The following is a 24,130-nucleotide window of genomic DNA, read 5'->3' as shown; positions in this document are numbered from 1 at the left end:
CGGATAGGGTTGCCGCCGACGCAGCCGACGAGGGGCGGGGATGATCATGCGGGACACCGACCGGGCGCTCGTGCAGGCCGCCACCGCCGTCGCGAAGCTCCGCTGCCGCAGCGACAACCACAGCGTCGCCGCCGCCGTGCGCAGCACCGACGGCCGCGTGTTCAGCGGCGTGAACGTCTACCACTTCACCGGCGGCCCGTGCGCCGAGGTGGTGGCGCTGGGCGCCGCCGCGACCCAGGGCGCCGGCGAGCTGGAGGCGATCGTCGCGGTGGGGGACCGGGGGCGCGGTGTCATCGCGCCCTGCGGGCGCTGCCGGCAGGTGCTGCTCGACTACTTCCCGTCGATCCGGGTGATCGTCGGGCCGCCGGACGGGCTGCGCGCCGTCCCGATCGCCGACCTGCTGCCCGAGACGTACGTCTGGGCCGACCAGCAGGTCGAGGTGCCGGCCGCCGTGCCGCGCACCGGGGTGTGGCCGATGCCGGTGGTGCCCGGCGTCCGCCAGTCCGCCGAGGACTGACCGGTCAGTCGCCGGCCGCGGCCTCCAGCATCGACCGGGGGACCGGCACCTGCTCGAAGCGGACCTGGCCCTCCGGCACCATCCAGCTCGTCACCCGCGCGACCAGACGCCCGGCGCTGACCGCCGGGTCGTTGGCGTAGAGGTTGCGCGCCGTGTCCGGATCCACCGACAGCACCACGAAGCCGCGGATCCGCTCGTCGTCGCCGTCGAGGAACGGCCCGGCCGCGAGCACCGCGCCCTGCTCCACCAGCCCGGCCTGGTGCGCCAGGTGCGCGTCCTGGATTCGGTCGAGGGCATCCTGCGGCAGGTCGGGCGCGTCGTCCGGGCGGACCAGGAGCACCACGGTGTGCCTGTCGAATCGCATGCCCTCAGGGTAGGGGCTGCCGGGCGCGCAGCGCCCGGATCGACCAGTCCAGCACCGGCGTCAGGCTCTCGGCCGGCGGCCAGCCGTTGACCACGGAGAGCAGCTCCAGGTAGCGCTCCCGGCGCGGGTCGTGCGCGGTCTCCAACCGCGTCAGCATCCGCCGGCGCAGGTCGGCGTCGTCCGGGCGGCCGCAGAGCCGCGCGTACCGGGCCGTCGCCCGGGAGAGGACCGGGTCGGCGTCGGGCGAGGCCGGGTCGACCCCGGCGGCCAGCGCCGGGGCCGCCTCCTCCCGGACCACCGCGACCACGTCCCGGCGTACGCCCTCCGCGCCGGCCCGGTCGGCCGCGTGCTGCTCGGCCAGCCGCCGCAGCCCGGCCCGGAAGGAGGGGTCCAGCGTCAGCTCGGCCAACTCCACCCACGCCTCGATCTGGCCGTCGTCCGGGTCGTCGGGCAGCTCTGGGGTGAGTGACCGGCGAATCCCCGCGAACCCCGGATCGGTCAGGTCGCCGAACGTGGCGTCGAGCAGGTCGTCGACCAACCGCCGCCGCTCGCGCGCGGCCAGGCCGGCCAGCCGGTGCAGCAGGTCGGCCCCCTCCGGCGTGGCACCCCTCCGGGCGATCACCGTCAACACCGCGCGGCGTGACCGCAGCAGGCGGATCTGGGCGGTCAACGCGTCCGCGTGCGCCGAGGCGACCTCGGGCAGGGTGATCTCCCGGGCCACCACCCGGCGCACGGTGGGCAGGTCCACGCCCAGCTCCCGCAACGTCCGCACCAGGTCGAGCCGGGTCACCGCCTCCGGGCCGTAGCGGCGGTGGCCGGTCGGCCCGCGGTCGGTGGGCGGCACGACGCCCCGGTCGGACCAGAACCGGATGGTCTTCACCGGCACCCCGGTCCGCCGGGCCAGGTCGCCGATCGAGTAGCGCTCGCCATCGTCCATGCCGCCCAGCCTCGCGCCTCCCCCCGGTGGAGGCGCAAGCCCATCGACAGTTCCCGGTTAGGCGTGCCTTACCAGGTCAGTTAAGGTAAGGCGTACCTAATCCGAGAGGCGAACACCCCCGTGACCACCGTCGCCGTCCGGCCCGCGCGGGCCGACGCCCCCGCCCGCCGCGGTGCCCCCCGCCGCGTCGCGGTCACCCTGGCGGCGGCGCTCCTGCTCCTCGTCGCCCTGCTGGCCAGCCTGGCGCTCGGCAGCCGCCACCTCCCGGTGGACCAGGTGTGGCACGCGCTGGTGGCCCCGGACGACGGCGACGCGACCACGGTGGTCCGCGAGCTGCGGCTGCCGCGTACCGCGCTCGGCCTGGTCGTCGGCCTGGCCCTGGCGCTGGCCGGCGTGCTGTTCCAGGCGGTCACCCGCAACCCGCTCGCCGAGCCGCGCATCCTCGGCGTCAGCGCCGGGGCCTCCTTCGGGGTGGTGCTGGCCATCGCCGTGTTCGGCGTGAGCACGCTCACCGGCTACGTCTGGTTCGGCATCGCCGGCGCGCTGCTCGCCGGGCTGCTCGTCTTCGCCGTCGCCAACCGCACCCGTGAGGGCGCCAGCCCGGTCACCCTCGCGCTGGTCGGCGCCGCGCTCGACGCCGGTCTCGGCGCGGTCGTGTACGCGCTGCTCAGCATCGACGCCCGCACGTTCGAGGAGTACCGCTTCTGGGTGGTCGGCGGGCTCACCGGGCGGGACGTGGGCGTGGCCGGGCAGGTGCTCCCGTTCGTGCTGGCCGGGGTGCTGCTCGCCGCGCTGGCCGCCCGTGGGCTGGACGCGCTCGCCCTCGGCGACGACGTCGCCCGGGGGCTGGGGCACCGGGTCGCCCTGGTCCGGCTGGCCGCCGGCGGGGGCGGTGTGCTGCTCACCGGCGCCGCGGTGGCCGCCGCCGGCCCGATCGCGTTCGTCGGGCTGGCCGTGCCGCACCTGGCCCGGGCGCTGGTCGGCGCCGACCACCGGTGGACGCTGCTGGTCGCCGCGCTGCTCGGTCCCGCCCTGGTGCTGGCCGCCGACGTGACCGGTCGCCTGGTCTCCCCGCCCGGCGAGATCCCCGCCGGCATCATCACCGCCCTCCTGGGCGCCCCCCTGCTGGCGATCCTGGTCCGCCGCGCCAAGGTCGTGACCGCATGACCGCCCCCCACCCCCGCCCCCCTCTCCGCGATCTTGCGGTTGCTGCCCCGGCGAAGCGGGCGAATCGCCCGCCCGAGGGGTCGCAAGTGCAAGATCGCCCGGAGCGGGGTGGGGCGCTCGCGGGGAAGGCGCTGCTGCGGGTTCGGGGGGTGGCGGTGCCGTTCCGGTGGCGGCCGGTGGTCGTGGCGGGGGTGCTTCTCCTGCTGCTCGGCGGTGCGGTGGTGCTCAGCCTGTCGCTGGGGACGCCGTACGTGGCGCCGGGCGACGTGGTCCGCTCGCTGTCCGGTGCGGGCACCCCGTACGACCTCGTGGTGCGCGACCTGCGACTGCCCCGCGCGGTGCTCGCGGCCCTGGCCGGCGCGGCGTTCGGCGTGGCCGGCACCCTGATCCAGAGCGTGGCCCGCAACCCGCTGGCCAGCCCCGACGTCATCGGCGTCACCCAGGGCGCCGGGCTGGCCGCCACCGTGGCGCTGACCGGCGGGGCGGCGGCGGTCCTGGTGGCACCGGCGGCGCTGGTCGGCGGGCTGGCCGCGGCCGTCCTGGTGTTCGCGCTCGGCGCCCGGCACGGCCTGGCCGCGCAGCGGTTCGTGCTGGCCGGCGTGGCGGTGGCGTTCGCGTTCCGGGCGCTCACCGAGGTGGTGATGCTCACCGCCGACCCGATCGACGGCCTGCGCGCCCAGCTCTGGCTGATCGGCACCCTGGCCGGCAAGGGCTGGACCGAGGCCGGCTGGATCGCCGGCACCCTCCTGGTGCTGCTGCCGGTGCTGCTCTGGGCCGGTTGGGCGCTGCGCAGCTCGGCCCTGGACGACGACACGGCGCGGGGGATCGGGCTGCGCCCGGTGGCCCGCCGGATCGGGTTGGCCGGCACCGGCGTGCTGGCCGCCGCCGCCGTCACCGCCCAGGTCGGCGCCGTGGACTTCGTGGCGCTGGTCGCCCCGCAGGTGGCCCGCCGGCTGATCCGCGCGGAACGGCCGCCACTGGTGTGCGCCGCCCTGGTGGGCGCGCTGCTGCTGGTCCTCGCCGACCTGGCCGGGCGCCGGCTGTTCGCGCCCACCCAACTGCCGGCCGGTGTGCTGACCGCCGCCATCGGCGGCCCGTACCTGATCTTCGTGCTGCTGCGCACCCGAGGGAGGCGGTCGTGACCGCGCTGCTGTCCACCCGCGACCTGGTCGTCGGCTACGAGGGTCGGACCGTGCTGGACGGGCTGGAGCTCGACCTGCCGGCCGACGCGTTCACGGTGATCGTCGGGCCGAACGCCTGCGGCAAGTCGACCCTGCTGCGCACCATGGCCCGGCTGCTCACGCCGCGACGCGGCGCGGTGCTGCTCGACGGCGCGGCGATCCGCGACCTGCCCACCCGGGACGTGGCCCGGCGGCTCGGCGTGCTGCCGCAGAGCCCGCTGGTGCCCGAGGGGATCACCGTGGCCGACCTGGTCGGGCGTGGGCGGCAGCCGTACCAGCGCTGGTGGCGGCAGTGGTCGACCGAGGACGGCCGGGCCGTCGACGAGGCGATGCGCCTGGCCGACGTGACCGGGCTCGCGGACCGCCCGGTGGACACGCTCTCCGGCGGCCAGCGCCAGCGGGTCTGGATCGCGATGACGCTGGCCCAGGACACCGACGCGCTGCTGCTGGACGAGCCGACCACCTTCCTCGACCTGGCCCACCAGGTGGAGGTGCTGGACCTGCTGCACCGGCTGCGCGCCGAGCGGGGCCGGACCGTGGTGGCCGTGCTGCACGACCTCAACCAGGCCGCCCGCTACGCCGACCACCTCGTCGCCATGCGCGACGGCGCGGTGGTGGCCGCCGGCCCGCCGCGCGAGATCCTCACCGCCGACCTGGTCCGCGACGTCTTCGGGCTCGACTGCGTGGTCGTGCCCTGCCCGGTCACCGGCGCCCCGCTGGTGGTGCCCGCCCTCACCCAGACCTCGGCCGCTCCGGCCGGCACGCCGGCCGCGGCCGGCGCCCCCGTCGGCGACGCCTGAGCGCGCCGGCCCGCACCCGCACCACGGAAAGGAACCTGATGCGTCGTCTCGCCGCCGCACTCACCGCCGCCCTCGCCCTCGGGGTGGGCCTCACCGCCTGCGGGGAGAGCGACCCCGTCGCCGGCACCGGCTCCGGGGAGACCCGGGAGATCACCCACGCCATGGGCACCACCAAGGTGCCCACCGAGCCCAAGCGCGTGGTGGTGCTCGACACCGACAAGATCGACACCGCACTGTCCCTGGGCGTCACCCCGGTCGGCGCGGCCACCGCCGGTGAGGCGAAGAGCTGGCCCACCTACTTCGGCGCGGACAAGCTCGCCGGCATCAAGGAGGTCGGCGTGCTCACCGAGCCCGACCTGGAGGCGATCAACGCGCTCAAGCCGGACCTCATCCTCGGCAGCAAGTTCCGCCAGGAGAAGTTCTACGACGAGCTGTCCGCCATCGCCCCGACCGTGTTCACGGAGAAGGTCGGGATCACCTGGAAGGAGAACTTCCTCCTCGACGGCCAGGCGCTCGGCCGGGAGCAGCAGGCCAAGGACCTGCTGGCCACGTACGAGAAGCGGGCGAAGGACTTCGGCGCGACGCTCGGCGACGCCCCGTCGCGGAAGATCTCCATCGTGCGCTTCATCCCGGGCAACATCCGGGTGTACGGCCCGGACTCGTTCTCCGGCATCGTGGTCGGCGACACCGGCCTCGGCCGCCCGCAGCGTCAGCTGCTGGAGGGCAAGGAGGACCGGCGCTTCGACCTGGTCAGCGCCGAGCGGGTCAACGAGGTCGACGGCGACGTGGTGTTCGTGACGGCGTACGGCGAGAAGGCCGCCGCCGAGCAGGCCAAGGTCACCACCGGCAGCCTCTGGCAGGGCCTGTCCGCGGTCAAGGCGGGCAAGGCGCACGTGGTCTCCGACGAGGTGTGGATGACCGGCATCGGCGTCGGCGCCGCCAACAAGATCCTGGACGACCTGGAGAAGTACCTGGCCGCCTGAGGACCTCGCGCCACCACCGCGCCCGCCCGGGATCCGTCCCGGGCGGGCGCGGTCGCGTTCAGGCGACCAGCTGCCAGAGCAGGAACGCGTTGAGCGCCACCACGAGCGCGGTGATCAGCACCGCGACGGCCGTGGTGGCCGGGCGGTTGACCAGGCTGCCCATCAGGTCGCGGCGGCGGGTGAAGGCCACCACCGGGATCAGCGCGAACGGGATGCCGAAGCTCAGCACCACCTGGGACAGCACCAGCGCCCGGGTCGGGTCGACGCCGATCGCGAGCACGGCCAGCGCGGGCAGCAGCGTCACCGTCCGGCGCACCAGCAGCGGGATCCGGCGGCGCAGGAAACCCTGCATGATCACCTCGCCGGCGTACGTCCCGACGCTGGTCGAGGCGAGGCCGGACAGCAGCAGGGCCACGGCGAAGCCGACCGCCGCGGTGGCGCCGAGCGTGCCGGCCAGCCCGGCGTGCACGCCCTCCAGCGTGTCGGTGCCGGGAATGCCGCTGCCGTGGAAGCTGGTGGCCGCGACCAGCAGCATGGCCAGGTTGACCCCGCCGGCGATGCCGAGCGCGACCAGCACGTCGATCCGCAGGCCCCTCGCCACCGTCCGCCGTTGCGCCTCGCCGCTGGTGGGGATGCGGTTCGGGGTCAGCGCCGAGTGCACGTAGATCACGTGCGGCATCACGGTCGCGCCGAGGATCCCGGCGGCGAGCAGCATGCTGTCGGTGCCCGCCGTGCGGGGCAGCAGCCCGCCGGCGGTGGCGGACAGGTCCGGCCCGGCGGTGACCAGGTTGACCGCGAACGCCAGCACGATCACGCCGAGCAGCACCGCGATGGCGATCTCGAACGTGCGGAAGCCGCGGGACCGCAGCGCCAGCACGGCGAACGCGGCGGTGCCGACGATCACGCCGCCGGGCAGCAGCGGGATGCCGAAGAGCAGGTGCAGGGCCACCGCACCGCCGATCACCTCGGCCAGGTCGGTGGCCATGGCGACCAGCTCGGCCTGGGCCCACATGGCCCGGTTGAGCGGCCGGGGCAGGTGGTCCCGGCACAGCTCGGGCAGGCTGCGGCCGGTGGCCAGGCCGAGCTTGGCGGTGAGCGTCTGCACCAGCATGGCGGCCAGGTTCGCCGCCACGACGACCCACACCAGCAGGTAGCCGTAGCGGGCGCCGGCGGTGGAGTTGGTGGCGAAGTTGCCCGGGTCGACGTAGGCGACCGCGGCCACGAACGCCGGCCCGAGCAGGATGAGCCGGCCGCGCGTGGCCGCCGGTCGCGACGGCAGATCCCGCGCGGGGCCCCGCGGCGCGTGGCGCACCGGCGGAGCCGGCAGCCGCCGCGCAAGACGATCGGGCAGTGTCATGAGCCGAGCTTCGCGACCCTGCCTCGCGAATGCCCCAGATATTCCCGAAAGGGGAGCAACGGGGCGACCACTCGGAGAAGTGGCCGCCCCGCCGGCGACCGTCGCTCAGGCGGCGGTGGACCAGATCGCCCGGAACGCGGCGGCCTCGCCGGCCAGCCACTGCTCGATCTGCTCGGGCTTGACGTCGGTGGGCATCCGGTGCGCCTCGCCACGACGCACGTCGACCAGCACCGGCTCGGCGTGCGGCAGCACCGCGTCCATGTGCCGGGCCATCAGGTGCAGCGTGGCCAGCGTCGCCTCCTCACTCGGCGGCGCCTCGTCGAAGTGCAGCCGGACCGCCTCGGCCCGGCCGTCGGCGAAGCGTACGCCGAACTGGGGGTTGATCTTGACGGGTAGGTCGCCCAGCATGGCCAGGGCGTCGCGGGTCTGGGCCAGGTCGACGCCGGCCGGCTCGCCGAGCGAGTGCAGCCAGCGGGTCGCGCCGGGCGTGAGCGCCTCGTAGAGCGGGCGCCAGCGCGGCTTGACCAGGTCGACCACCTGGGCGAGGTGGGTGCCGCCGGTGTGGAACGCGACGTCGGCCTTGAGCGCCTTGACGAACTGGCCGTGCGGGTTGAACCCGTGCCGGCTCGCTCGCTGGCGACGCAGGCCGCCGACGAAGGTGGCCTTCGTGGGGCCGGTACGGTCCACGTAGCGGGTGAACCCGAGGAGGGTGGCGTAGGGGGTGACAGGGGCGGCGGAGGTGGGCGCGGTCACGAGCATCCTCCCAGGTCAACAGCTCGATTAGTACATACATTCTAATCGACGGGGCTGACATCGCCCAGGGTACGAAAAGGGCCGCCCGGACATCCCGGGCGGCCCTTTTTCGCGGAGTCCTACAGTTGCCCGACGTCGGTGATCCGGACCACCGCCACGCCGGTCTCGTCCGAGGCGGCGAGGTCGATCTCGGCGCTGATGCCCCAGTCGTGGTCGCCGTCCGGGTCGTCCAGGATCTGCCGCACGGTCCACCGCTCCCGACCCTGCTCGATCATGAGCAGCGCCGGCCCGCGCGCGTCCGGCCCCACCCCGATCCCGTCGTACGTCTCGAAGTACGGCTCCAGCGCGTCCGCCCACGCGTCGGCGTTCCAGCCGTCGCCCGCGTCCAGCTCGCCGAGCAGGTCCCAGCGGCGCAGCGCGGCCAGCTCGACCCGGCGGAACAGCGCGTTGCGCACCAGCACCCGGAACGCCCGCGCGTTGCGGGTCACCGCCGGCGGCCGGTCGTCCAGCGAGGCGGCCACCTCGGCCACGTCGGACGGGTTGCGCAACCGCTCCCACTCGTCGATCAGGCTGGAGTCGACCTGGCGGACCAGCTCACCCAGCCACTCGATGAGGTCGACCAGCTCCTCGGTCTTGGCGTCCTCCGGCACGGTCTGCCGCAGCGTCTTGTACGCGTCGGCGAGGTAGCGCAGGACGAGGCCCTCGGACCGGGACAGGCCGTAGAACTGGACGTACTCGGGGAACGTCATGGCCCGCTCGTACATGTCCCGGACCACGGACTTGGGGGAGAGCTGGTGGTCGGCCACCCAGGGGTGGCCCTGCCGGTACATCTCGTACGCGGCCTCCAGCAGCTCGGCCAGGGGCTTGGGCCAGGTCACCTCGTCGAGCAGTTCGAGGCGGGCCTCGTACTCGATGCCCTCGGCCTTCATCGCGGCGACCGCCTCGCCGCGGGCCTTGAACTGCTGCGCGGAGAGGATCTGCCGCGGGTCGTCGAGGATCGCCTCGATCACGCTGAGCACGTCCAGCGCGTACGACGGGGACTCCCGGTCGAGCAGCTCGACGGTGGCCAGCGCCAGCGGGGACAGCGGCTGGTTGAGCGCGAAGTCGAGCTGGAGGTCGACGGTGAGCCGCACCCGCCGGCCGGTCTCGTCCGGCTCGGGCAGCTCCTCGACCACGCCGCCGGCCCGCAGCGCCCGGTAGATGGCGATGGCCCGGCGGATGTGCCGGCGCTGGGCGGCCGGGTCCTCGTGGTTGTCGGTGAGCAGGTGCCGCATCGAGGCGAACGCGTCGCCGGGGCGGCCGATCACGTTGAGCAGCATCGAGTGGCTGACCTGGAAGCTGGACGTCAGCGGCTCCGGCTCGGCCTCGACCAGGCGCTGGAACGTCGGCTCGCCCCAGCCGATCGAGCCCTCCGGCGGCTTCTTCTTCACCACCTTGCGGCGCTTCTTCGGGTCGTCGCCGGCCTTGGCGAGCGCCTTCTCGTTCTCGATCACGTGCTCGGGCGCCTGCACCACCACCCGGCCCAGCGTGTCGAACCCGGCCCGCCCGGCCCGGCCGGCGATCTGGTGGAACTCGCGGGCCTTGAGCAGGCGCGTCCGCACCCCGTCGTACTTCGACAGGCCGGTGAACAGCACGGTGCGGATCGGCACGTTGATGCCGACGCCGAGCGTGTCCGTGCCGCAGATGACCTTGAGCAGCCCGGCCTGGGCGAGCGTCTCCACCAGGCGGCGGTATTTCGGCAGCATGCCGGCGTGGTGCACGCCGATGCCGTGGCGGACCAGCCGGGACAGCGTCTTGCCGAAGCCGGAGGTGAACCGGAAGTTGCCGATCGCCTGGGCGATCATGTCCTTCTCGGCGCGGGTGCAGACGTTCACGCTCATCAGCGCCTGCGCGCGTTCCAGCGCGGCGGCCTGGGTGAAGTGCACCACGTACACCGGGGCCTGCTTGGTCTCCAGCAGCTCCTCGAGGGTCTCGTGCAGCGGCGTGGTCGCGTACGAGAACAGCAGCGGGACCGGCCGCTCGGCCGAGCGGACGACGGCGGTCGGCCGGCCGGTGCGCCGGGTCAGGTCGTCGACGAAGCGGGTGGTGTCGCCGAGCGTGGCGGACATCAGCACGAACTGGGCCTGCGGCAGCTCGATCAGCGGCACCTGCCAGGCCCAGCCCCGGTCCGGCTCGGCGTAGAAGTGGAACTCGTCCATGATCACCTGGCCGACGTCGGCCCGGCGACCCTCGCGCAGCGCCAGGTTGGCCAGGATCTCCGCGGTGCAGCAGATGATCGGGGCGTCGGCGTTCACACTGGCGTCGCCGGTGAGCATGCCGACGTTCTCCGCGCCGAACACCTCGCAGAGCGCGAAGAACTTCTCCGAGACCAGCGCCTTGATCGGCGCGGTGTAGAAGGTCGTCCGGTCGTCGGCGAGGGCCGCGAAGTGCGCCGCGATCGCCACCAGGCTCTTGCCCGAGCCGGTCGGCGTATTCATGATCACGTTCGCGCCGGAGACGATCTCGATGACCGCCTCCTCCTGGTGCGGATAGAGGTCGAGGCCGCGCTCGGACGCCCAGGAGGCGAACGCGTCGTAGAGGGTGTCGGGGTCGGCGGTCTTCGGCAGCGCGGCGGTGAGAGTCATGGCGGCTCCCATCGTGCCTGGGTCACACCGCGCCGCGCCAACCGGGCTCAGCGCCGCCGGTGGATCAGGTCGAAGACCTCCCGGCCGGCGGTCAGCGCGCGCCGCTCGAACTTCGTCACCGGCCGGTGCGCCGGACGCGGCGCGTAGCCGCCGTGCACGTCGACCAGCTCCGGGTCGGCGGTGAGCGTCTCGCGCATCGACTCGGCGTACTCGGCCCAGTCGGTGGCGCAGTGCAGCGTGCCGCCCGGCGCCAGCCGGGACCGCAGCAGCGCCACGTGCGCCGGCGCGATGATCCGCCGCTTGTGGTGGCGGGTCTTCGGCCACGGGTCCGGGAAGTAGACGTGCACCGCGTCCAGACAGCCCTCCGGCATGGCCCGGACCAGGTCCAACGCGTCACCCTCGGCCACCCGGACGTTGTCCAGGCCGTGCCGCTCGACCAGCTCCAGCAGGTTGGCGATTCCCGGCGTGTGGACCTCGACCGCCAGATAGTGTCGGTCCCGGTCGGCCGCCGCCATCGCGGCGGTGGCGTCGCCCATGCCGGAGCCGATCTCCAGCACCAGCGGCGCCCGCCGCCCGAACAGCGTCGTCGGATCGCACGGCCCGTCGAGGGCGGCGATCTGGAGGCCGTACGCGGGCCAGAGCCGGGTCAGCGCGTCGCGCTGCCGGTCGCTCATCCGCCCGCGACGCGGGTGGAAGGTCCGGATGCGGGCGGTGGCGGTGTCGGTGGTGGTCACAGCGACCCGAGCCTACGCGACCGGCGGCCCGGATCGGATGTGATGTGCGGCCGGGGGTGAGAGGATTCATCCCGTACGCCGGGAGGGTTCATGGGGTCAGTCAGGGGACGTGCGGCGCTGCTGGTCGCGGTCGCCGCGTGCGCCGCCCCGCTGGTCGGCGCGGCGTCCGCCCAGGCCGCGCCGCGCGCCGCCGAGCCGGTGCCGGGACAGCCGCCCCCGGCCGACGTGATCTTCGTCGAGGTGACGCCCGGCACCGTCCAGCCGGGCTACCTGGTCGGCATCCGGGCGAGCTGCCGCGACAGCTCGGTGCCGGCGATCGTGGTCTCCGACGCCTTCGGCCGGATCCAGGTGCAGCCGCAACGCGGCCTGCTCACCGCCTCGCCGATGGTCAACGAGCGCACCCGGCCCGGCAACTACCGGGTCAAGCTGGAGTGCCCGGGCGGGGAGACGGCGTCCACCATGCTCCAGGTGGTCAAGCGGGCCGAGCCGACCCGCCGGCCCACGCACCAGCCCAGCCACGTCCCCAGCCGCGGCCCGGCGACCGGTTTCGGCGGCACCGCCGGCCCTGGCCTCGGCGGCCTGCTGGTGCCGATCGGGCTGGCCGTGACCATGGTCGGCGCCGGGCTCGGCGTGGCCGCGTCCCGCCGGCAGGCCCGCGGCGCCGCCGGGCGCTGAGTCCGATGGACGAGCACACCGTCCCGCCGCCCGGCCGCTCCCGGCTGTCCGGCTGGGCGCTGTTCGCCCTGCCACCGGCCGCCGCGCCGCCCGCCACCGGCCGGGGTTCCGGCCTCGGTCCGCCCGCGGCCGGCCCCGCCCAGCCCGCCGGTGGCCCGGGTGCCGTCGGTGCGCGGGCGGTCGGCGGTCCGGCGGCCCCTGCTCGGCCGTGGAGCCCCCCGCCGGCCGCGTCACCGCCGTGGAACCCGCCCCCCGACGGGTCGCAGCCGTGGAATCCGCCACCGGCGGAAGGCCGACCAGGGCCCGCGCCTCTCACCGGGCCGCGCCCCTGGACCCCACCGCCGGCCGACCCGCCGCCCGGACGCGGCCGGCCCTCCGGCCCGCCGGTCTCCGGTCCGCCGGCCTCCGGCCCGCCGGCCTCCGGCCCGCCGGTCTCCGCTGCGCCGGCCCCGCCGCCGGGGCGGGACCGGGGTCGCGGTCCCTGGTCGAAGCCGCTGGCCGTGGTGCTGGTGCTGGTCGGCGTGTTCGCCACCGGCGCCGGTCTCGGCCGGACCGCCGGGCCGTTCGACTGGACCGACGCGTCGGCCGGGTCGAGCCAACCGCCGCCCGCGCCGGCGCCGGTCCGGAAACCGGCCAGCCTGCCGGTCCGCCTGGCCGTGCCGGCCATCAAGGTCACCGCGCCGGTCACCCCGGTCGGCCAGGCGCGGGACGGTTCGGTGGACGTGCCGCCGCTGACCGAGCACAACCAGACCGGCTGGTACGACCGGGGCGCGGTCCCGGGCGAGCCGGGCCGGGCGATCATCGTCGGTCACGTCGACACCAAGAGCGGTCCGGCCGTGTTCTACCGGCTGCACAGCCTGAAGCCGGGCGCCCGGATCCAGGTGACCCGGTCGGACCGCACGGTGGTGACCTTCAAGGTCGACAGCGTCGAGTACTTCGACAAGGCGAACCTGCCGGCCGCCCGCGTGTACGGCGACTCGGGCCCGTCGGAGTTGCGCCTGATCACCTGCGGCGGGGAGTGGGTCGGCGGCCGCACCGGCTACGAGGACAACGTGATCGTCTTCGCCTCCCGCGTTCCCTGACCGCCTCGCCACCCGCAGCGGTTTCCCGGCGGGACGACGGTGTGACCGAGCGCGATATACCGCTGAGTCATATTTATGACCAGGCGGTATATCACCACGGAGTCGAACCGTCGGCGCAGCCTGATGTGGAGCCGGAGCCGGAGCCGGAGCCGGAGCCGGAGCGGTTGTCGCTGCGCCTCGGAGACGTGATGAGGCCGGGAGGTGCTGGGTCCGCCAGGCCGGGGGACCTGGGTGGGTCAGGGGGTCGGGGGGACCTGGTGGACGACCTCGAACTCCAGGAGGGTGGCGCCGGTGGCGACCGGCTTGCGGGGCTCGGCGCCCTCGGGGGCGGCGTGCGCGGCCCGCGCCGGTCCCTGGGCCCAGGCCTGGTAGTCCTCCTCCGTCTCCCACCTGGTGTAGACGAAGTAGCGGCTCTCCCCGGCCACCGGGCGCAGCAGCTCGAAGCCCAGGAAACCGGGGGAGTTCTCCACCGCGCCGGCCCGGGCCGCGAACCGCTTCTCCAGCTCCGCGCCGGCGCCCGGCGGGACGTCGATCGCGTTGATCTTCACGACTGCCATGCGTCCACCCTAGCGAGCGGCCCGCCGGTCAGAACGCCTCGACCGCGGGCACCAGGTCGGCGTCGACCACGATCGGGGCGTGGTCGGAGGGGCCCTTGCCCTTACGGGCCTCCCGGTCCACGTACGCCGAGCGGACCGCGCGGGCGAACGGCGCGGTCGCGTACACCAGGTCGATCCGCATGCCCTTGTTCTGGTGGAACATCCCGGCCCGGTAGTCCCAGTAGGTGAACGGGTGCGGGCCCTTCATCGGGGTCGGCACCACGTCCTCCAGGCCCAGGTCGCGTAGCGCCGCCAGGGCGGCCCGCTCGGCCGGCGTGACGTGGGTGGAGGTGGCGAACAGGGCCGGGTCCCACACGTCGGCGTCGGTCGGGGCGACGTTGAAGTCGCCGCAGACGGCGAGCGGGAGGGCGGCGGCCACCTCCGCCTCCAGGGCGTCGCGCAGCGCGGCGAACCAGGCCAGCTTGTACGTGTAGTGCGGGTCGTCCGGGGTGCGGCCGTTGGGCACGTACACCGACCAGACCCGCAGGCCGTCGCAGGTGGCGGAGATGGCCCGGGCCTCCGGCTCGGGGAAGCCGGGCTCGCCGGGGAACCCGACCGCCACGTCGGCCAGCCCGACCCGGGACAGCACGGCCACCCCGTTCCACCGGCCGTCGCTGTGGCTGGCCACCTCGTAGCCCAGCTCGCCCACCTCGGCGACGGGGAACGCCCCGTCCGGGCACTTCGTCTCCTGCAGGCAGACGACGTCGGGCTTCGTGGTGGCCAGCCAGTCGAGCAGCCGGGGCAGGCGGGCCTTCACCGAGTTGACGTTCCAGGTCGCCAGGCGCATGTCCCCAGCCTGCCGCATCCCCGGCCGCCCCGCCGGGTCAGCGCTCCGGGGTGTCGCCCGGGTGGGTCTGCTCGGCGAGGAAGCGCTCCAGCTCGGCGCCCAGCTCGTCGGCCGTGGGCAGCGGCCCGGTCTCGGCGGCGAGCAGGCTCTTCTCGCCGCGCCCCCGGGCGAACGTGTCGTACTGCTCCTCGAGGGCCTGGACCAGCGTGGCGGCCTCCTCGGTCTGGGCGACCTGGCGGTCGATCTCCACCCGGACCACCTCGGCGGCGGTCCGCAGGCCGTCGCGGGGCAGCAGCAGGCCGGTGCCCCGGGACACGGCGGCGAGCAGCGCCTCGGCGGCGGCCGGGTACTCGGTCTGGGCGACGTAGTGCGGCACGTGCGCGGCGAAGCCGAGGGCGTCGCGGCCCTGCTCACCGAGGCGGTATTCCAGCAGGTGGCCGACGCTGGCCGGTACCTGCACCTTCTGCAACCACGGCTCGTGTCCGGAGATCAGCTCCGGCCGGGTGGCGTGCGCGGTGACGCCGCTGGGCCGGGTGTGCGGTACGGCCATCGGGATCGAGTTGAGCCCGACCGTGAGCCGGACGTCGAGGCGGGCCGACAGGCCGGCGACGGCGGCCACGAAGCGCTCCCACTGCAGGTCCGGCTCGGGGCCGGTGAGCAGGAGGAACGGCGTCTCGTCGTCGTCGTGCAGCAGGTGCAGCTCCAGCGCCGGGGCGTCGTAGTCGGCCCAGTGGTCCTCGACGAAGGTCATCACAGGCCGGCGGGAGCGGTAGTCGAAGAGCTGGTCGACGTCGAAGCGGGCGATCACCCGGGTGTCCAGCGAGGTGAGCAGCTGCTCCCGGGCCAGCCGGGAGGCGCTGCCGGCGTCGACGAAGCCGGTGAGCGCCTGGATCAGCACCGGCTGGCCGAGGTCGGGCAGCTCGTCGGTGAGTTCGTAGAGCTCGTGTGGGTCGAGCACCGGTGGGGTCCTCCCTGTCGACGCGTACGGAAGCGCCGTGCGCACGGCGCCCCCGGTTCGGCCAACGTACCGGGGGGTGTGGTCCATTCCGTTACGGACCGGTCCGCTGCCCGTTTGGTGATCACAATTCGGCCACGCCCCGGATCGGCCGGCCCACCGCCGTATCGTCCGAACGGACGAGTTAGTGGATCATCGGCCGGGAGGTGGGCGGCTGCGAGGTTCCTGCCCGCGCCGCCCGGGCTCTCGGCGGACCGGAGGTTGGTCCGGTTCGCCGGTTCTGACCCTGCTCCAGGCGTGGTGTGGGGCAATGTCGGGCAGGTCCGGACCAAAGTGTGGCGAGGGCCACCCATTAGGCCTGGGTGATCCCGGTTTGCCCTGCCTAGCCTCGTCGGATGCGTGACGACGGCACCCTCGACGACCCGAACGGCCCCGGCCGCCCGGCTGACCGTTCGGACGATACCCCCTCGACCGATCCGACAACCGCTTGTCCGCCGGAGGCCACCGGCAGCTGGCGTACCCGTTTCCGGGCCCTGCGCACCCCCGTGGCCCCCCGGCCCGGCCGGACCAGGCTCGCGGTCGCCACCGGCGCGGCCTGCTGCCTCGGCCTGGTCGGCGTCAGCCAGGTGGGCTTCGGCGCCCCCGAGCGCGCCGCGTCCCCGGCCCCCACCGCCGAGGCCGCCGAGCGGGCGGCGGTGGACGCCGCCTCGCGCGGCATGGCCCGCCCGAGCACCGCGCCGACCACACCGAGCGCCACCCCTTCCCCGACCGTCACGGCCAAGGCGAAGCCGAAGGCCAAGCCGAAGCCGAAGCCGCGGCGGATCGTTCCGGTCGCCGGCCTGACCCGCGCCCAGATGGACAACGCCACCCAGATCGTGCGGGCCGGCCGGGAGATGGGCGTGCCGCGCCGGGCGCTGGTCATCGCGGTGGCCACCGCCATGCAGGAGAGCACCCTGCTGAACTACGCCAGCGGTGTGCTGCCCGAGTCGCAGGAGTACCCGCACCAGGCCATCGGCTGGGACCACGACTCGGTCGGGCTGTTCCAGCAGCGGCCGAGCAGCGGCTGGGGCACCGTCGCCGAGCTGATGGACCCCGAGTACGCGACCAAGGCGTTCCTCTCCGCCCTGGAGGAGATCCCGGGCTGGCAGGACCTGCCGCTCTCGGTCGCCGCCCAGGCGGTCCAGATCTCCGCGTTCCCCGACGCGTACGCGCAGCACGAGTGGCGGGCCGGCGAGGTGGTGGCGGAGATCCTGGGCTGACCGGTGTGGACGGTTGCCGGACGGCCGGTCCGGGTATCAGGGACTTGCCGGTTCCAGGTACACATGATGGGGACCGCGGACAGGAGGACGTCATGTCGCTGATGCAACGGATCACCGCCTTCCTGCGGTCGCCGCGCGGCCAGCAGCTGGTCGACCGCGGCCGGCGTGAGATGGCCAAGCCGGAGAACCAGGCCCGGCTGCGGCAGATCGCCACCCGGCTGTCGTCGACGCGCCGGCGCTGACCCGCCCACCCCCGCCCGACGAGCCTCGGAGCCCCCCGTGACCGACCCCGCCCCCGTCGACGGGCAGCACAACGCCGCCCCAGGCCCGCCCGTGGACGCGCCCGAGGCGCCCCCGGCCCCGCTCTGGGACCGGATGCGCGAGGACCCGCAGTACGCGCCGGAGCACCTGGCCCTGGAGGCGGTGCGCCGGCTCGGCCCGGAGGCCGCGCAGTGGGCCGCCCGGGAGCGGGCGCTGCGGCCGGACGTGCCGGCCGAGCACCTGGCCGACCAGGCGGTCCGCCGGTTCGTCAACCACGCCCGGCTCTCCGGCGCGGTCTCCGGCGCCGCCGGGCTGCCCGGCGCCGTCATCGACGTCGGCGTGCTGGCCTGGACCCAGGCCCGGCTGGTGCTGCACGTGGCCGCCGCCTACGGCGCCGACCCGACGCACACCGACCGGGCGACGGACCTGCTGGTGCTCCAGCGTGTGCACAAGGTCGCCGCGACCGCCCGGCTGGCGCTCGGCGTGGCCGCCGGCCGGGAGCGGGCCGGCGCGTTGTTCGGCTCGGCCGGCGACCGGGCGCTGGGCCGGGTGATGCTCCAGCTCGGGGTGCGGCTGGCCCGGATGGCCGGGGTGCGCGCCGCCAAGCGGATGTTCGCCAAGGTCGTCCCGGGCGCCGCCATCGTGCTCGGCACCTGGGCCAACTCCTCGGCCACCAGGGAACTCGCCGACCGGGCCCGGGCGCTCTACCGCGACGCCGGGCCCCGCCAACTGCCCGGCCCGCGCCAACCCTGACCGACGGTCGGACCGCCCGTCGGGCCGGTCAGTCGTTCCAGCGGGAGGCGTTCCAGGCCACCTCCGCCAGCCGGCCCTGCCCGGCGGCGTTGGGGTGGAACCAGTCCAGCGCGTTGACCTGGTCCAGGTCGAACCGGTGCCGGTGGACCGCGCCGCCGTCCCAGCGGCAGCGCGAACCGTAGGCCCGGCAGGCGGCGCGCAGCTGCGCGTCGTACGCCTCGAGCCGCTCCCGGACCCGGGCCCGGCGGGCGACCACGGCGGGCGCGGTCGACGTGGCGTCGGCCAGCAGCGCCGGGCAGACGCCCCGCGACCAGGCCCGCACCGCGCGGGGCTCGGTGTGCCCGAGCTGCCAGAGCCGGTGCAGGTCCGGGATGCTGACCACCAGCACCCGCGCCTTCGGCCGGCCCTTGCGCAGCACGGCCAGCGCGGTGTCGACCTGGTTCCGGAAGGTGGCGGTCGGCGTCATCGCGTCGACGTCGTCCCGGCAGGCGTCGTTCGCCCCGATCAACACGGTGACCAGGTCGGCCTTGTCGCGTACCGCGGCCCGGGCCTGGTCGGCCAGCCCCGCCGCGCGGGCGCCGGGCACCGCCCGGTTGTACGCCCGCAGCGCCGGCGCGTCGGCCCGCAGCCGCCGGTAGACGCTCTCCACCCGCAGGCTGTCCCCGGTCGACCAGGAGTGGCGTTCGCAGCTCACCAGCACCAGGCAGGAACCGAAGCCGGTGCTGATCGAGTCGCCGAGCGCGGTCAGCACCCGGGGGTCGCCGGGGCGGGGCGTGTCGGTCGGGCGGGGCGACGCCGAGCCGGAGCCGTCGCAGGCCAGCGCGACCAGCGCCGCGAGGCAGGCCAGCGCGGCGATCCAACGTCGAGGCATTCAGGTCCCCCGTCCGGCGGCACCAACGGGCCCGTCGACCCTATGCGCCTCGACCGTCCGTCCGGGGGCTCTGTCGCCTTTCTGCCATCGACGACCGTCGTTCACATGGGTGTGGTGTGACCCGATCGTGAACTCACCGGCGCCACGGCGTGGGCAGGCCGTGCAGCCACCAGTGCAGCGCCCGGGTGATGCGCGGCAGCACCAGGTACGTCATCAGCGGGGTCAGCACCAGCGTCATCAGCAGCGTCCGCCCGGCCAGCGGCACGTCGGCGAGGAACCGCGCGGTCAGCAGCGTGGCGGTGAGGCTGAGCGGGAAGAACGCCAGCCAGATGGTGACCGCCTGCTTCCAGCGCGGAGGCGCGGCCGGCACGACCGGCTCGGCCTCGCCGAACGTCTCCACCACGTGGTCCACCGGCGGGTCGAACCAGCCCTCGATGCCGGTGCGGCGTTCCACCCGGGTGTGCTCGACGATGCCCTGGGCCGAACTCAACCACCAGTGCCGCTGCGGCGAGTCCTCCCAGCCGCGCAGCGTGTCGGCGTCGGCGAAGCGGTACATCACGTGCCACTCGGCGGAACCGGGCGCGCTGCGGACGAAGCCGGCGCCGAGGAAACCGGGGAAACTCTCCGCGAGCGCCGTGCCGGCCCGCATCCACGCCACCATCTCACCGGTCCGCGCCGGGTCGGCGCGCCGGGAGACCGCGACGGTCACGGGTACGGCCTGCGTCGTGGTCATGCCCATCCTCTCCACCGCCGCGGGATCTCCGTCGGTACCGGCAGACCGATGTAACGCACCCGACCGGTGGCGCCATCCACCGCGTACCCGCCGGGTGTCCCGGATCACCGGCCCGGCGGCGCCACCACGCGCCCCACCGGTTAACCCCGGCCGAGCCGGGGTAGCCGGGAGGAATGACCCGATCACAGCCCCGCCGCGCCCGAGGCACGGTCGGCCACGCGAACAGCGCGCTCAACCTGCGCCTCGTGCTGGCCCTGTTCGGTCTGGTGGTGATGGCCGTCTTCGCGGTGCTCGCGTTCGCCGCCGACGTGGCCTGGCTGGGCGTCGTCTGCGCGCTCCTCGCCGTGGTGGCCGTGGTCGACCTGGTCGTGATCCAGCGCCGCCGCGCCGCCCGCCGCCGGGAGGAGCCGGGCGTGCGGCACTCACTGTTCGAGTGACAGGAGTACGAGATGCCCATCGCCACCACCAATCCCGCCACCGGACAGGTGCTCAAGACGTACGACGCGATGTCGGACGAACAGATCGACGCCGCCATCGAGCGCGCCCACCTCGCGTACCGGCAGTTGCGGGACACCACGATCGCGCAGCGCGCCCGGTGGCTGCTGGCCGCCGCCGACCTGCTCGACGCCGAGCGGGACGAAACCGCCCGGCTGATGACCACCGAGATGGGCAAGACGTACGCCGCCGCGAAGGCGGAGGTGACCAAGTGCGCCACCGCCTGCCGCTTCTACGCCGAGAACGCGCCGAGGATGCTCGCCGACGAGCCGGCCGACGCCGCCGCGGTCAAGGCGAAGCGGGCGTACGTGCGCTACCAGCCGATCGGCCCGGTGCTCGCGGTGATGCCGTGGAACTTCCCGCTCTGGCAGGTGATGCGCTTCGCCGCGCCGGCCCTGATGGCCGGCAACACCGGCCTGCTCAAGCACGCCTCCAACGTGCCGCAGACCGCCCTCTACCTGGAGGACGTGTTCCGCCGGGCCGGTTTCCCCGAGGGTGCGTTCACCACCCTGCTCGTCGGCTCCGACGCGGTGGACCGGATCCTCAGCGACCCGCGGGTGCGCGCCGCCACGCTCACCGGCAGCGAGCCGGCCGGCCGGTCCATCGCCCAGATCGCCGGCCGGGAGATCAAGAAGACCGTGCTGGAACTGGGCGGCAGCGACCCGTTCGTGGTGATGCCCTCGGCCGACCTGGACAAGGCGGCCGAGGTGGCCACCACCGCCCGCTGCCAGAACAACGGCCAGTCCTGCATCGCCGCCAAGCGGTTCATCGTGCACACCGACGTCTTCGACGCGTTCGCCGAGAAGTTCGCCGCCCGGATGGCGGCGCTGCGGGTCGGCGACCCGATGGACGACCACACCGACGTCGGCCCGCTGGCCAGCGAGCGCGGCCGGGACGAGGTGCACGCGCAGGTGACCGACGCCGTCGACCAGGGCGCCACCGTGCTGTGCGGCGGCGAGAAGCCGGCCGGGGACGGCTGGTTCTACCCGCCGACCGTGGTCACCGACCTGCGGCCCGAGATGCGGATGTGGGGCGAGGAGGTGTTCGGGCCGGTGGCCGGCCTCTACCGGGTCGGCTCGTACGACGAGGCGATCGAGGTGGCCAACGGCACCAGCTTCGGCCTCGGCTCCAACGCCTGGACCACGGACCCGGCCGAACAGGAACGCTTCGCCGAGGACCTGGACGCCGGCAACGTCTTCATCAACGGCATGACCACGTCCTACCCGGAGCTGCCGTTCGGCGGCGTGAAGAACTCCGGCTACGGCCGCGAGCTGTCCGCCCTGGGCATGCGGGAGTTCTGCAACACCAAGACGGTCTGGATCGGCGAGGGGGAGGCCGGCGCGGGCGCCGGCGCGCACGCCGAGTAGTCACGGTTGGCCGGACGCCGTCATGGGTAGGAGTGCTGCCCATGACGGCGTTCGGCTTTCACGCATCCCACGAGCAGATCCACCCGGCGAAGCTGCTGGAGGCGGTGATCCACGCCGAGCGCGCCGGCTTCGACGCCGCGATGTGCTCCGACCACTTCTCGCCCTGGAGCGAGCGGCAGGGCCAGTCCGGCTTCGCCTGGTCCTGGCTCGGCGCCGCGCTCCAGGCCACGAACCTGTCGTTCGGCGTGGTCAACGCGCCGGGCCAGCGCTACCACCCGGCCATCATCGCGCAGGCCATCGGCACGCTCGGCGCCATGTACCCGGGCCGCTTCTGGGCCGCCCTGGGCACCGGCGAGGCCAGCAACGAGCACATCACCGGCGACGTGTGGCCGCGCAAGGAGCTGCGCAGCGCGCGGCTGCGCGAGTGCGTCGACGTGATCCGGGCGTTGCTGGCCGGCGAGGAGGTCAGCCACGACGGGCTGGTCACGGTGGACCGGGCGAAGCTGTGGACCCGGCCCGAGGAGCCGCCCGCGCTGGTCGGGGCCGCGGTCAGCGTCGCCACCGCCCGCTGGTGCGCCCAGTGGGCCGACGGCCTGATCACCGTCAACGCGCCGGTGGACCACCTGCGCCAGATGATCGACGCCTACCGGGACGCCGGCGGGCGCGGACCGCTGCACCTGCAGGTGCACGTCAGCTGGGCGCCCGAGCAGGCCGAGGCCGAGGCGATCGCGTACGAGCAGTGGCGCAGCAACGTCTTCGCCCCGCCGGTCTGCTGGGACCTGGAGACCGCCGAGCACTTCGACGTGGCCAGCGCCGACGTGCCGATGGCGAAGGTCACCGAGACCGTCAACGTCTCCGCCGACCTGGGCCGGCACGTCGGCTGGCTGGAGGAGTACGTGGCGCTGGGCTTCGACCAGATCGCCCTGCACCACGTCGGGCAGGAGCAGCGGGCGTTCGTCGACGCGTTCGGCGCGGAGGTGCTGCCGAAGGTGCGCGGGGGCGCGTGATCACGGTCCGGCCGCCGGACGCCTAGGCTCTGACCCCATGGAAGCTCTGTTCGAGGTCGTGGTCTTCCTGGCGATCGCGACCTTCGGCGCGGCGCTGGCCCGACGACTCGGGCTGCTCGCACCGATCCTGCTGGTCGTGCTCGGTCTCGCGCTGTCCTTCCTGCCGTTCGTCCCGCACGTGCGGCTGGACCCGGACCTGGTGCTGGTCGGCATCCTGCCGCCGCTGCTCTACGTGGCGGCGGTGAACACGTCGGTGCCGGCGTTCCGGCTCAACCTGCGGCCGATCCTGCTGCTCGCCGTCGGACTGGTGATCTTCACCGCGTTCGTGGTGGGCACCGTGGTGCACCTGTTCCTGCCCGACCTGCCGTACGCGATCTGCCTGGCCCTCGGCGCGGTGGTGGCGCCGCCCGACGCGGTGGCCGCCACCGCGGTGGCCCGGCGGGTCGGCCTGCCCCGGCGGGTCGTCACCATCCTGGAGGGCGAGAGCCTGGTCAACGACGCCACCGCGCTGGTGCTGCTGCGGGTGGCGATCGTCGCCGCCACCGCCAGTGCCGGCGGGGTCAGCTTCGGCTACGTGGCCCGGGAGGTGGTGGTCGCCACCGGCGGCGGTGTCCTGGTCGGGCTGCTCGGCGTGGTGGTCTTCGGCTACCTGCACAAACGCATCACCGACCCGGTGCTGGACAACGCGCTGTCGCTGATCATCCCATTCGCGGTGGTGTTCGCCGCCGAGGAGATCCACGCCTCCGGCGTGGTCGCGGTGGTGGTCACCGGCCTGGGCATCGGGCACAAGCTGCCGCTGCTCATGTCGGCCGCCTCCCGGCTCCAGGTGACCGCGTTCTGGCGGCTGATCCAGTTCCTGCTGGAAGGGCTGGTGTTCCTGCTGGTCGGCCTGCAACTGCCCGAGGTGCTGCGCGACCTCGACGAGCCGGTCGGCTCGCTGGCGGCGATCACCGTCGCGGTGCTGGCGGCCGTGTTCCTGGCCCGGTTCGTCTGGGTCTTCCCGGCCACCTACCTGGCCCGGCTGGTGCCCCGGGTACGGCGGCGCGACCCGGCGCCCCCGGTGCGGTTCCCGATCGTCATCGGCTGGGCCGGCATGCGCGGCGTGGTGACGCTGGCCGCCGCGCTGGGCCTGCCGCTCACCCTCGCTGACGACCGGCCCTACCCGCGGGCGCTGTTGATCTGGCTGGCGTTCGCGGTGATCGTGGCCACCCTGGTCGGCCAGGGCGCCACGCTGCCGTGGCTGGCCCGGCGGCTGCGGCTGCCGCCGGACGACCCGGTGCAGGACGCGCTCTCCGCCGCCGGGGTGCAGCAGCAGGCCAGCCGGGCGGCCCGGGAACGGCTGGACGCGCTGGCCGGGGGCGCGCCGGAGGCCGTGGTGGAACGCCTGCGCGGGCTGACCACGTCCCGCGCCAACGTGGCCTGGGAACGGCTCGGCGGCACCGAGCGGGAGACCCCCTCCCAGGCGTACGCGCGGCTGCGACAGGAGATGATCGACGCCGAGCGGGAGGTGTTCCGCGCCGCCCGCGACTCCGGCCGGATCCCGGAGGAGGTGCTCACCCGCGCCTATCGTGATCTGGATCTGGAAGAGTCCCTGCTGCGACAGGAGGTCGACGAATGAGCTGCCAGCACCTGACCGAGCCGGGCGGGGCCGAGCCGGGCACCACCACCGAGTGCCCCGACTGCGTCGCCATCGGCAACGACGACTGGGTGCACCTGCGGGCCTGCCTGAGCTGCGGGCACGTGGGTTGCTGCGACTCGTCGCCCTACCAGCACGCCTCGAAGCACTTCGAGAGCAGCGGGCACCCGGTGATGCGGTCGGTGCAGCCGGGCGAGTCGTGGCGCTGGTGCTTCGTCGACGAGGAGATCGGCTGA

25 protein-coding genes and 1 pseudogene are annotated in these 24,130 nt (G+C 74.4%); 15 read left to right on the top strand and 11 right to left on the bottom strand.

Going from position 1 to position 24,130, the window contains the following annotated elements:
* Positions 1 to 40: 40 nt before the first annotated feature.
* The gene (locus GA0070622_RS22890; protein ID WP_091578461.1) at positions 41 to 517 is read left to right on the top strand and encodes a cytidine deaminase family protein; all 477 of its coding nucleotides are present in this window, start codon (positions 41 to 43) and stop codon (positions 515 to 517) included.
* 4 nt (positions 518 to 521) lie between these two features.
* Here the strand turns inward: GA0070622_RS22890 and GA0070622_RS22885 are convergent, their stop codons facing one another.
* Both GA0070622_RS22885 and GA0070622_RS22880 read right to left on the bottom strand, forming a co-directional pair.
* Positions 522 to 881, bottom strand: a complete 360-nt coding sequence (locus GA0070622_RS22885; RefSeq protein WP_091578458.1) for a YciI family protein — start codon at positions 879 to 881, stop codon at positions 522 to 524.
* Positions 882 to 885: 4 nt separating this feature from the next.
* Entirely contained in the window at positions 886 to 1,818 is a 933-nt protein-coding gene (locus GA0070622_RS22880; RefSeq protein WP_091578456.1) for a helix-turn-helix domain-containing protein, read from the bottom strand.
* Positions 1,819 to 1,938: 120 nt separating this feature from the next.
* Here GA0070622_RS22880 and GA0070622_RS22875 point away from each other — a divergent pair, with 120 nt between their 5' ends.
* From GA0070622_RS22875 to GA0070622_RS22860, 4 genes are all read left to right on the top strand, one after another.
* A complete protein-coding gene (locus GA0070622_RS22875) occupies positions 1,939 to 2,985 on the top strand; it encodes a FecCD family ABC transporter permease (RefSeq protein ID WP_091578453.1) in 1,047 nt (348 codons plus the stop codon).
* 86 nt (positions 2,986 to 3,071) lie between these two features.
* Positions 3,072 to 4,127 (top strand): FecCD family ABC transporter permease, encoded by a 1,056-nt coding sequence (locus GA0070622_RS22870; RefSeq protein WP_245666739.1) that lies wholly within the window; start codon positions 3,072 to 3,074, stop codon positions 4,125 to 4,127.
* On the top strand, positions 4,124 to 4,966 hold the full coding sequence (locus GA0070622_RS22865; RefSeq protein WP_091578451.1) for an ABC transporter ATP-binding protein: 843 nt from the start codon (positions 4,124 to 4,126) through the stop codon (positions 4,964 to 4,966). Before GA0070622_RS22870 ends, GA0070622_RS22865 begins: the two co-directional genes overlap by 4 nt.
* 38 nt (positions 4,967 to 5,004) lie before the next feature.
* Positions 5,005 to 5,949, top strand: a complete 945-nt coding sequence (locus GA0070622_RS22860; RefSeq protein WP_091578449.1) for an ABC transporter substrate-binding protein — start codon at positions 5,005 to 5,007, stop codon at positions 5,947 to 5,949.
* Positions 5,950 to 6,007: 58 nt separating this feature from the next.
* On the opposite strand, the gene GA0070622_RS22855 is transcribed toward GA0070622_RS22860, so the two are convergent.
* From GA0070622_RS22855 to trmB, 4 genes are all read right to left on the bottom strand, one after another.
* Positions 6,008 to 7,306, bottom strand: a complete 1,299-nt coding sequence (locus GA0070622_RS22855) for an Nramp family divalent metal transporter (protein ID WP_091578447.1) — start codon at positions 7,304 to 7,306, stop codon at positions 6,008 to 6,010.
* A 105-nt stretch (positions 7,307 to 7,411) separates the two neighbouring features.
* Complete coding sequence (locus GA0070622_RS22850; protein WP_091583776.1) at positions 7,412 to 8,059, bottom strand: hypothetical protein; 648 nt, start codon at positions 8,057 to 8,059, stop codon at positions 7,412 to 7,414.
* 119 nt (positions 8,060 to 8,178) lie between these two features.
* A complete protein-coding gene (locus GA0070622_RS22845; RefSeq protein WP_091578445.1) occupies positions 8,179 to 10,683 on the bottom strand; it encodes a DEAD/DEAH box helicase in 2,505 nt (834 codons plus the stop codon).
* 47 nt (positions 10,684 to 10,730) lie between these two features.
* Positions 10,731 to 11,417: a tRNA (guanosine(46)-N7)-methyltransferase TrmB gene (trmB, locus tag GA0070622_RS22840; RefSeq protein WP_091578443.1), complete on the bottom strand. Its 687-nt coding sequence runs from the start codon at positions 11,415 to 11,417 to the stop codon at positions 10,731 to 10,733.
* Between the two features lie 90 nt (positions 11,418 to 11,507).
* Between trmB and GA0070622_RS22835 the strand changes: the two genes are divergently transcribed.
* On the top strand, positions 11,508 to 12,092 hold the full coding sequence (locus GA0070622_RS22835; protein ID WP_091578440.1) for a hypothetical protein: 585 nt from the start codon (positions 11,508 to 11,510) through the stop codon (positions 12,090 to 12,092).
* A gap of 452 nt (positions 12,093 to 12,544) precedes the next feature.
* Positions 12,545 to 13,174: pseudogene (locus GA0070622_RS33265) on the top strand (class F sortase); the annotation flags it as partial.
* Positions 13,175 to 13,410: 236 nt separating this feature from the next.
* On the opposite strand, the gene GA0070622_RS22825 reads toward GA0070622_RS33265, so the two are convergent.
* Genes GA0070622_RS22825 through GA0070622_RS22815 form a run of 3 tightly spaced genes read right to left on the bottom strand, consistent with a single transcriptional unit; the run spans position 13,411 to position 15,515 of the window.
* A complete protein-coding gene (locus GA0070622_RS22825; RefSeq protein ID WP_091578435.1) occupies positions 13,411 to 13,731 on the bottom strand; it encodes an antibiotic biosynthesis monooxygenase family protein in 321 nt (106 codons plus the stop codon).
* Positions 13,732 to 13,759: 28 nt separating this feature from the next.
* A complete protein-coding gene (locus GA0070622_RS22820; protein ID WP_091578432.1) occupies positions 13,760 to 14,557 on the bottom strand; it encodes an exodeoxyribonuclease III in 798 nt (265 codons plus the stop codon).
* 37 nt (positions 14,558 to 14,594) lie between these two features.
* Positions 14,595 to 15,515: a proteasome assembly chaperone family protein gene (locus GA0070622_RS22815; protein ID WP_091578429.1), complete on the bottom strand. Its 921-nt coding sequence runs from the start codon at positions 15,513 to 15,515 to the stop codon at positions 14,595 to 14,597.
* Between the two features lie 392 nt (positions 15,516 to 15,907).
* Between GA0070622_RS22815 and GA0070622_RS22810 the strand changes: the two genes are divergently transcribed.
* The 3 genes from GA0070622_RS22810 (at position 15,908) to GA0070622_RS22805 (ending at position 17,785) form a co-directional block, all read left to right on the top strand.
* Positions 15,908 to 16,771 (top strand): peptidase M23, encoded by an 864-nt coding sequence (locus GA0070622_RS22810; RefSeq protein ID WP_091578426.1) that lies wholly within the window; start codon positions 15,908 to 15,910, stop codon positions 16,769 to 16,771.
* Between the two features lie 92 nt (positions 16,772 to 16,863).
* On the top strand, positions 16,864 to 17,013 hold the full coding sequence (locus tag GA0070622_RS32655) for a hypothetical protein (protein ID WP_176558816.1): 150 nt from the start codon (positions 16,864 to 16,866) through the stop codon (positions 17,011 to 17,013).
* A 37-nt stretch (positions 17,014 to 17,050) separates the two neighbouring features.
* On the top strand, positions 17,051 to 17,785 hold the full coding sequence (locus GA0070622_RS22805) for an EcsC family protein (RefSeq protein ID WP_091578423.1): 735 nt from the start codon (positions 17,051 to 17,053) through the stop codon (positions 17,783 to 17,785).
* 28 nt (positions 17,786 to 17,813) lie between these two features.
* Here GA0070622_RS22805 and GA0070622_RS22800 read toward each other — a convergent pair whose 3' ends face one another.
* Together GA0070622_RS22800 and GA0070622_RS22795 are read right to left on the bottom strand one after the other, a co-directional pair.
* Positions 17,814 to 18,656, bottom strand: a complete 843-nt coding sequence (locus GA0070622_RS22800) for a GDSL-type esterase/lipase family protein (RefSeq protein WP_091578420.1) — start codon at positions 18,654 to 18,656, stop codon at positions 17,814 to 17,816.
* A gap of 133 nt (positions 18,657 to 18,789) precedes the next feature.
* Entirely contained in the window at positions 18,790 to 19,389 is a 600-nt protein-coding gene (locus tag GA0070622_RS22795; protein ID WP_091578417.1) for an antibiotic biosynthesis monooxygenase, read from the bottom strand.
* Positions 19,390 to 19,562: 173 nt separating this feature from the next.
* On the opposite strand from GA0070622_RS22795, the gene GA0070622_RS22790 reads away from it, so the two are divergent.
* From GA0070622_RS22790 to GA0070622_RS22770, 5 genes are read left to right on the top strand one after another with little or no spacing between them, the layout of a single operon-like run.
* Entirely contained in the window at positions 19,563 to 19,826 is a 264-nt protein-coding gene (locus GA0070622_RS22790) for a DUF6343 family protein (RefSeq protein ID WP_091578415.1), read from the top strand.
* Positions 19,827 to 19,838: 12 nt separating this feature from the next.
* Entirely contained in the window at positions 19,839 to 21,251 is a 1,413-nt protein-coding gene (locus tag GA0070622_RS22785; protein WP_091578413.1) for an NADP-dependent succinic semialdehyde dehydrogenase, read from the top strand.
* Between the two features lie 41 nt (positions 21,252 to 21,292).
* On the top strand, positions 21,293 to 22,258 hold the full coding sequence (locus GA0070622_RS22780; protein ID WP_091578411.1) for a TIGR03885 family FMN-dependent LLM class oxidoreductase: 966 nt from the start codon (positions 21,293 to 21,295) through the stop codon (positions 22,256 to 22,258).
* 37 nt (positions 22,259 to 22,295) lie between these two features.
* Entirely contained in the window at positions 22,296 to 23,876 is a 1,581-nt protein-coding gene (locus tag GA0070622_RS22775) for a Na+/H+ antiporter (protein WP_091578408.1), read from the top strand.
* Positions 23,873 to 24,130 carry a UBP-type zinc finger domain-containing protein gene (locus GA0070622_RS22770; protein ID WP_091578406.1) on the top strand — a complete coding sequence of 86 codons (258 nt, stop codon included), beginning with the start codon at positions 23,873 to 23,875 and terminating at the stop codon, positions 24,128 to 24,130. The genes GA0070622_RS22775 and GA0070622_RS22770 overlap by 4 nt, the downstream gene beginning before the upstream one ends.

The organism is Micromonospora sediminicola (assembly GCF_900089585.1).
GTDB lineage: Bacteria > Actinomycetota > Actinomycetes > Mycobacteriales > Micromonosporaceae > Micromonospora > Micromonospora sediminicola.
The sequence above is the reverse complement of the archived record's forward strand: the minus strand, read 5'-3'. Positions and strand labels throughout refer to the sequence as shown.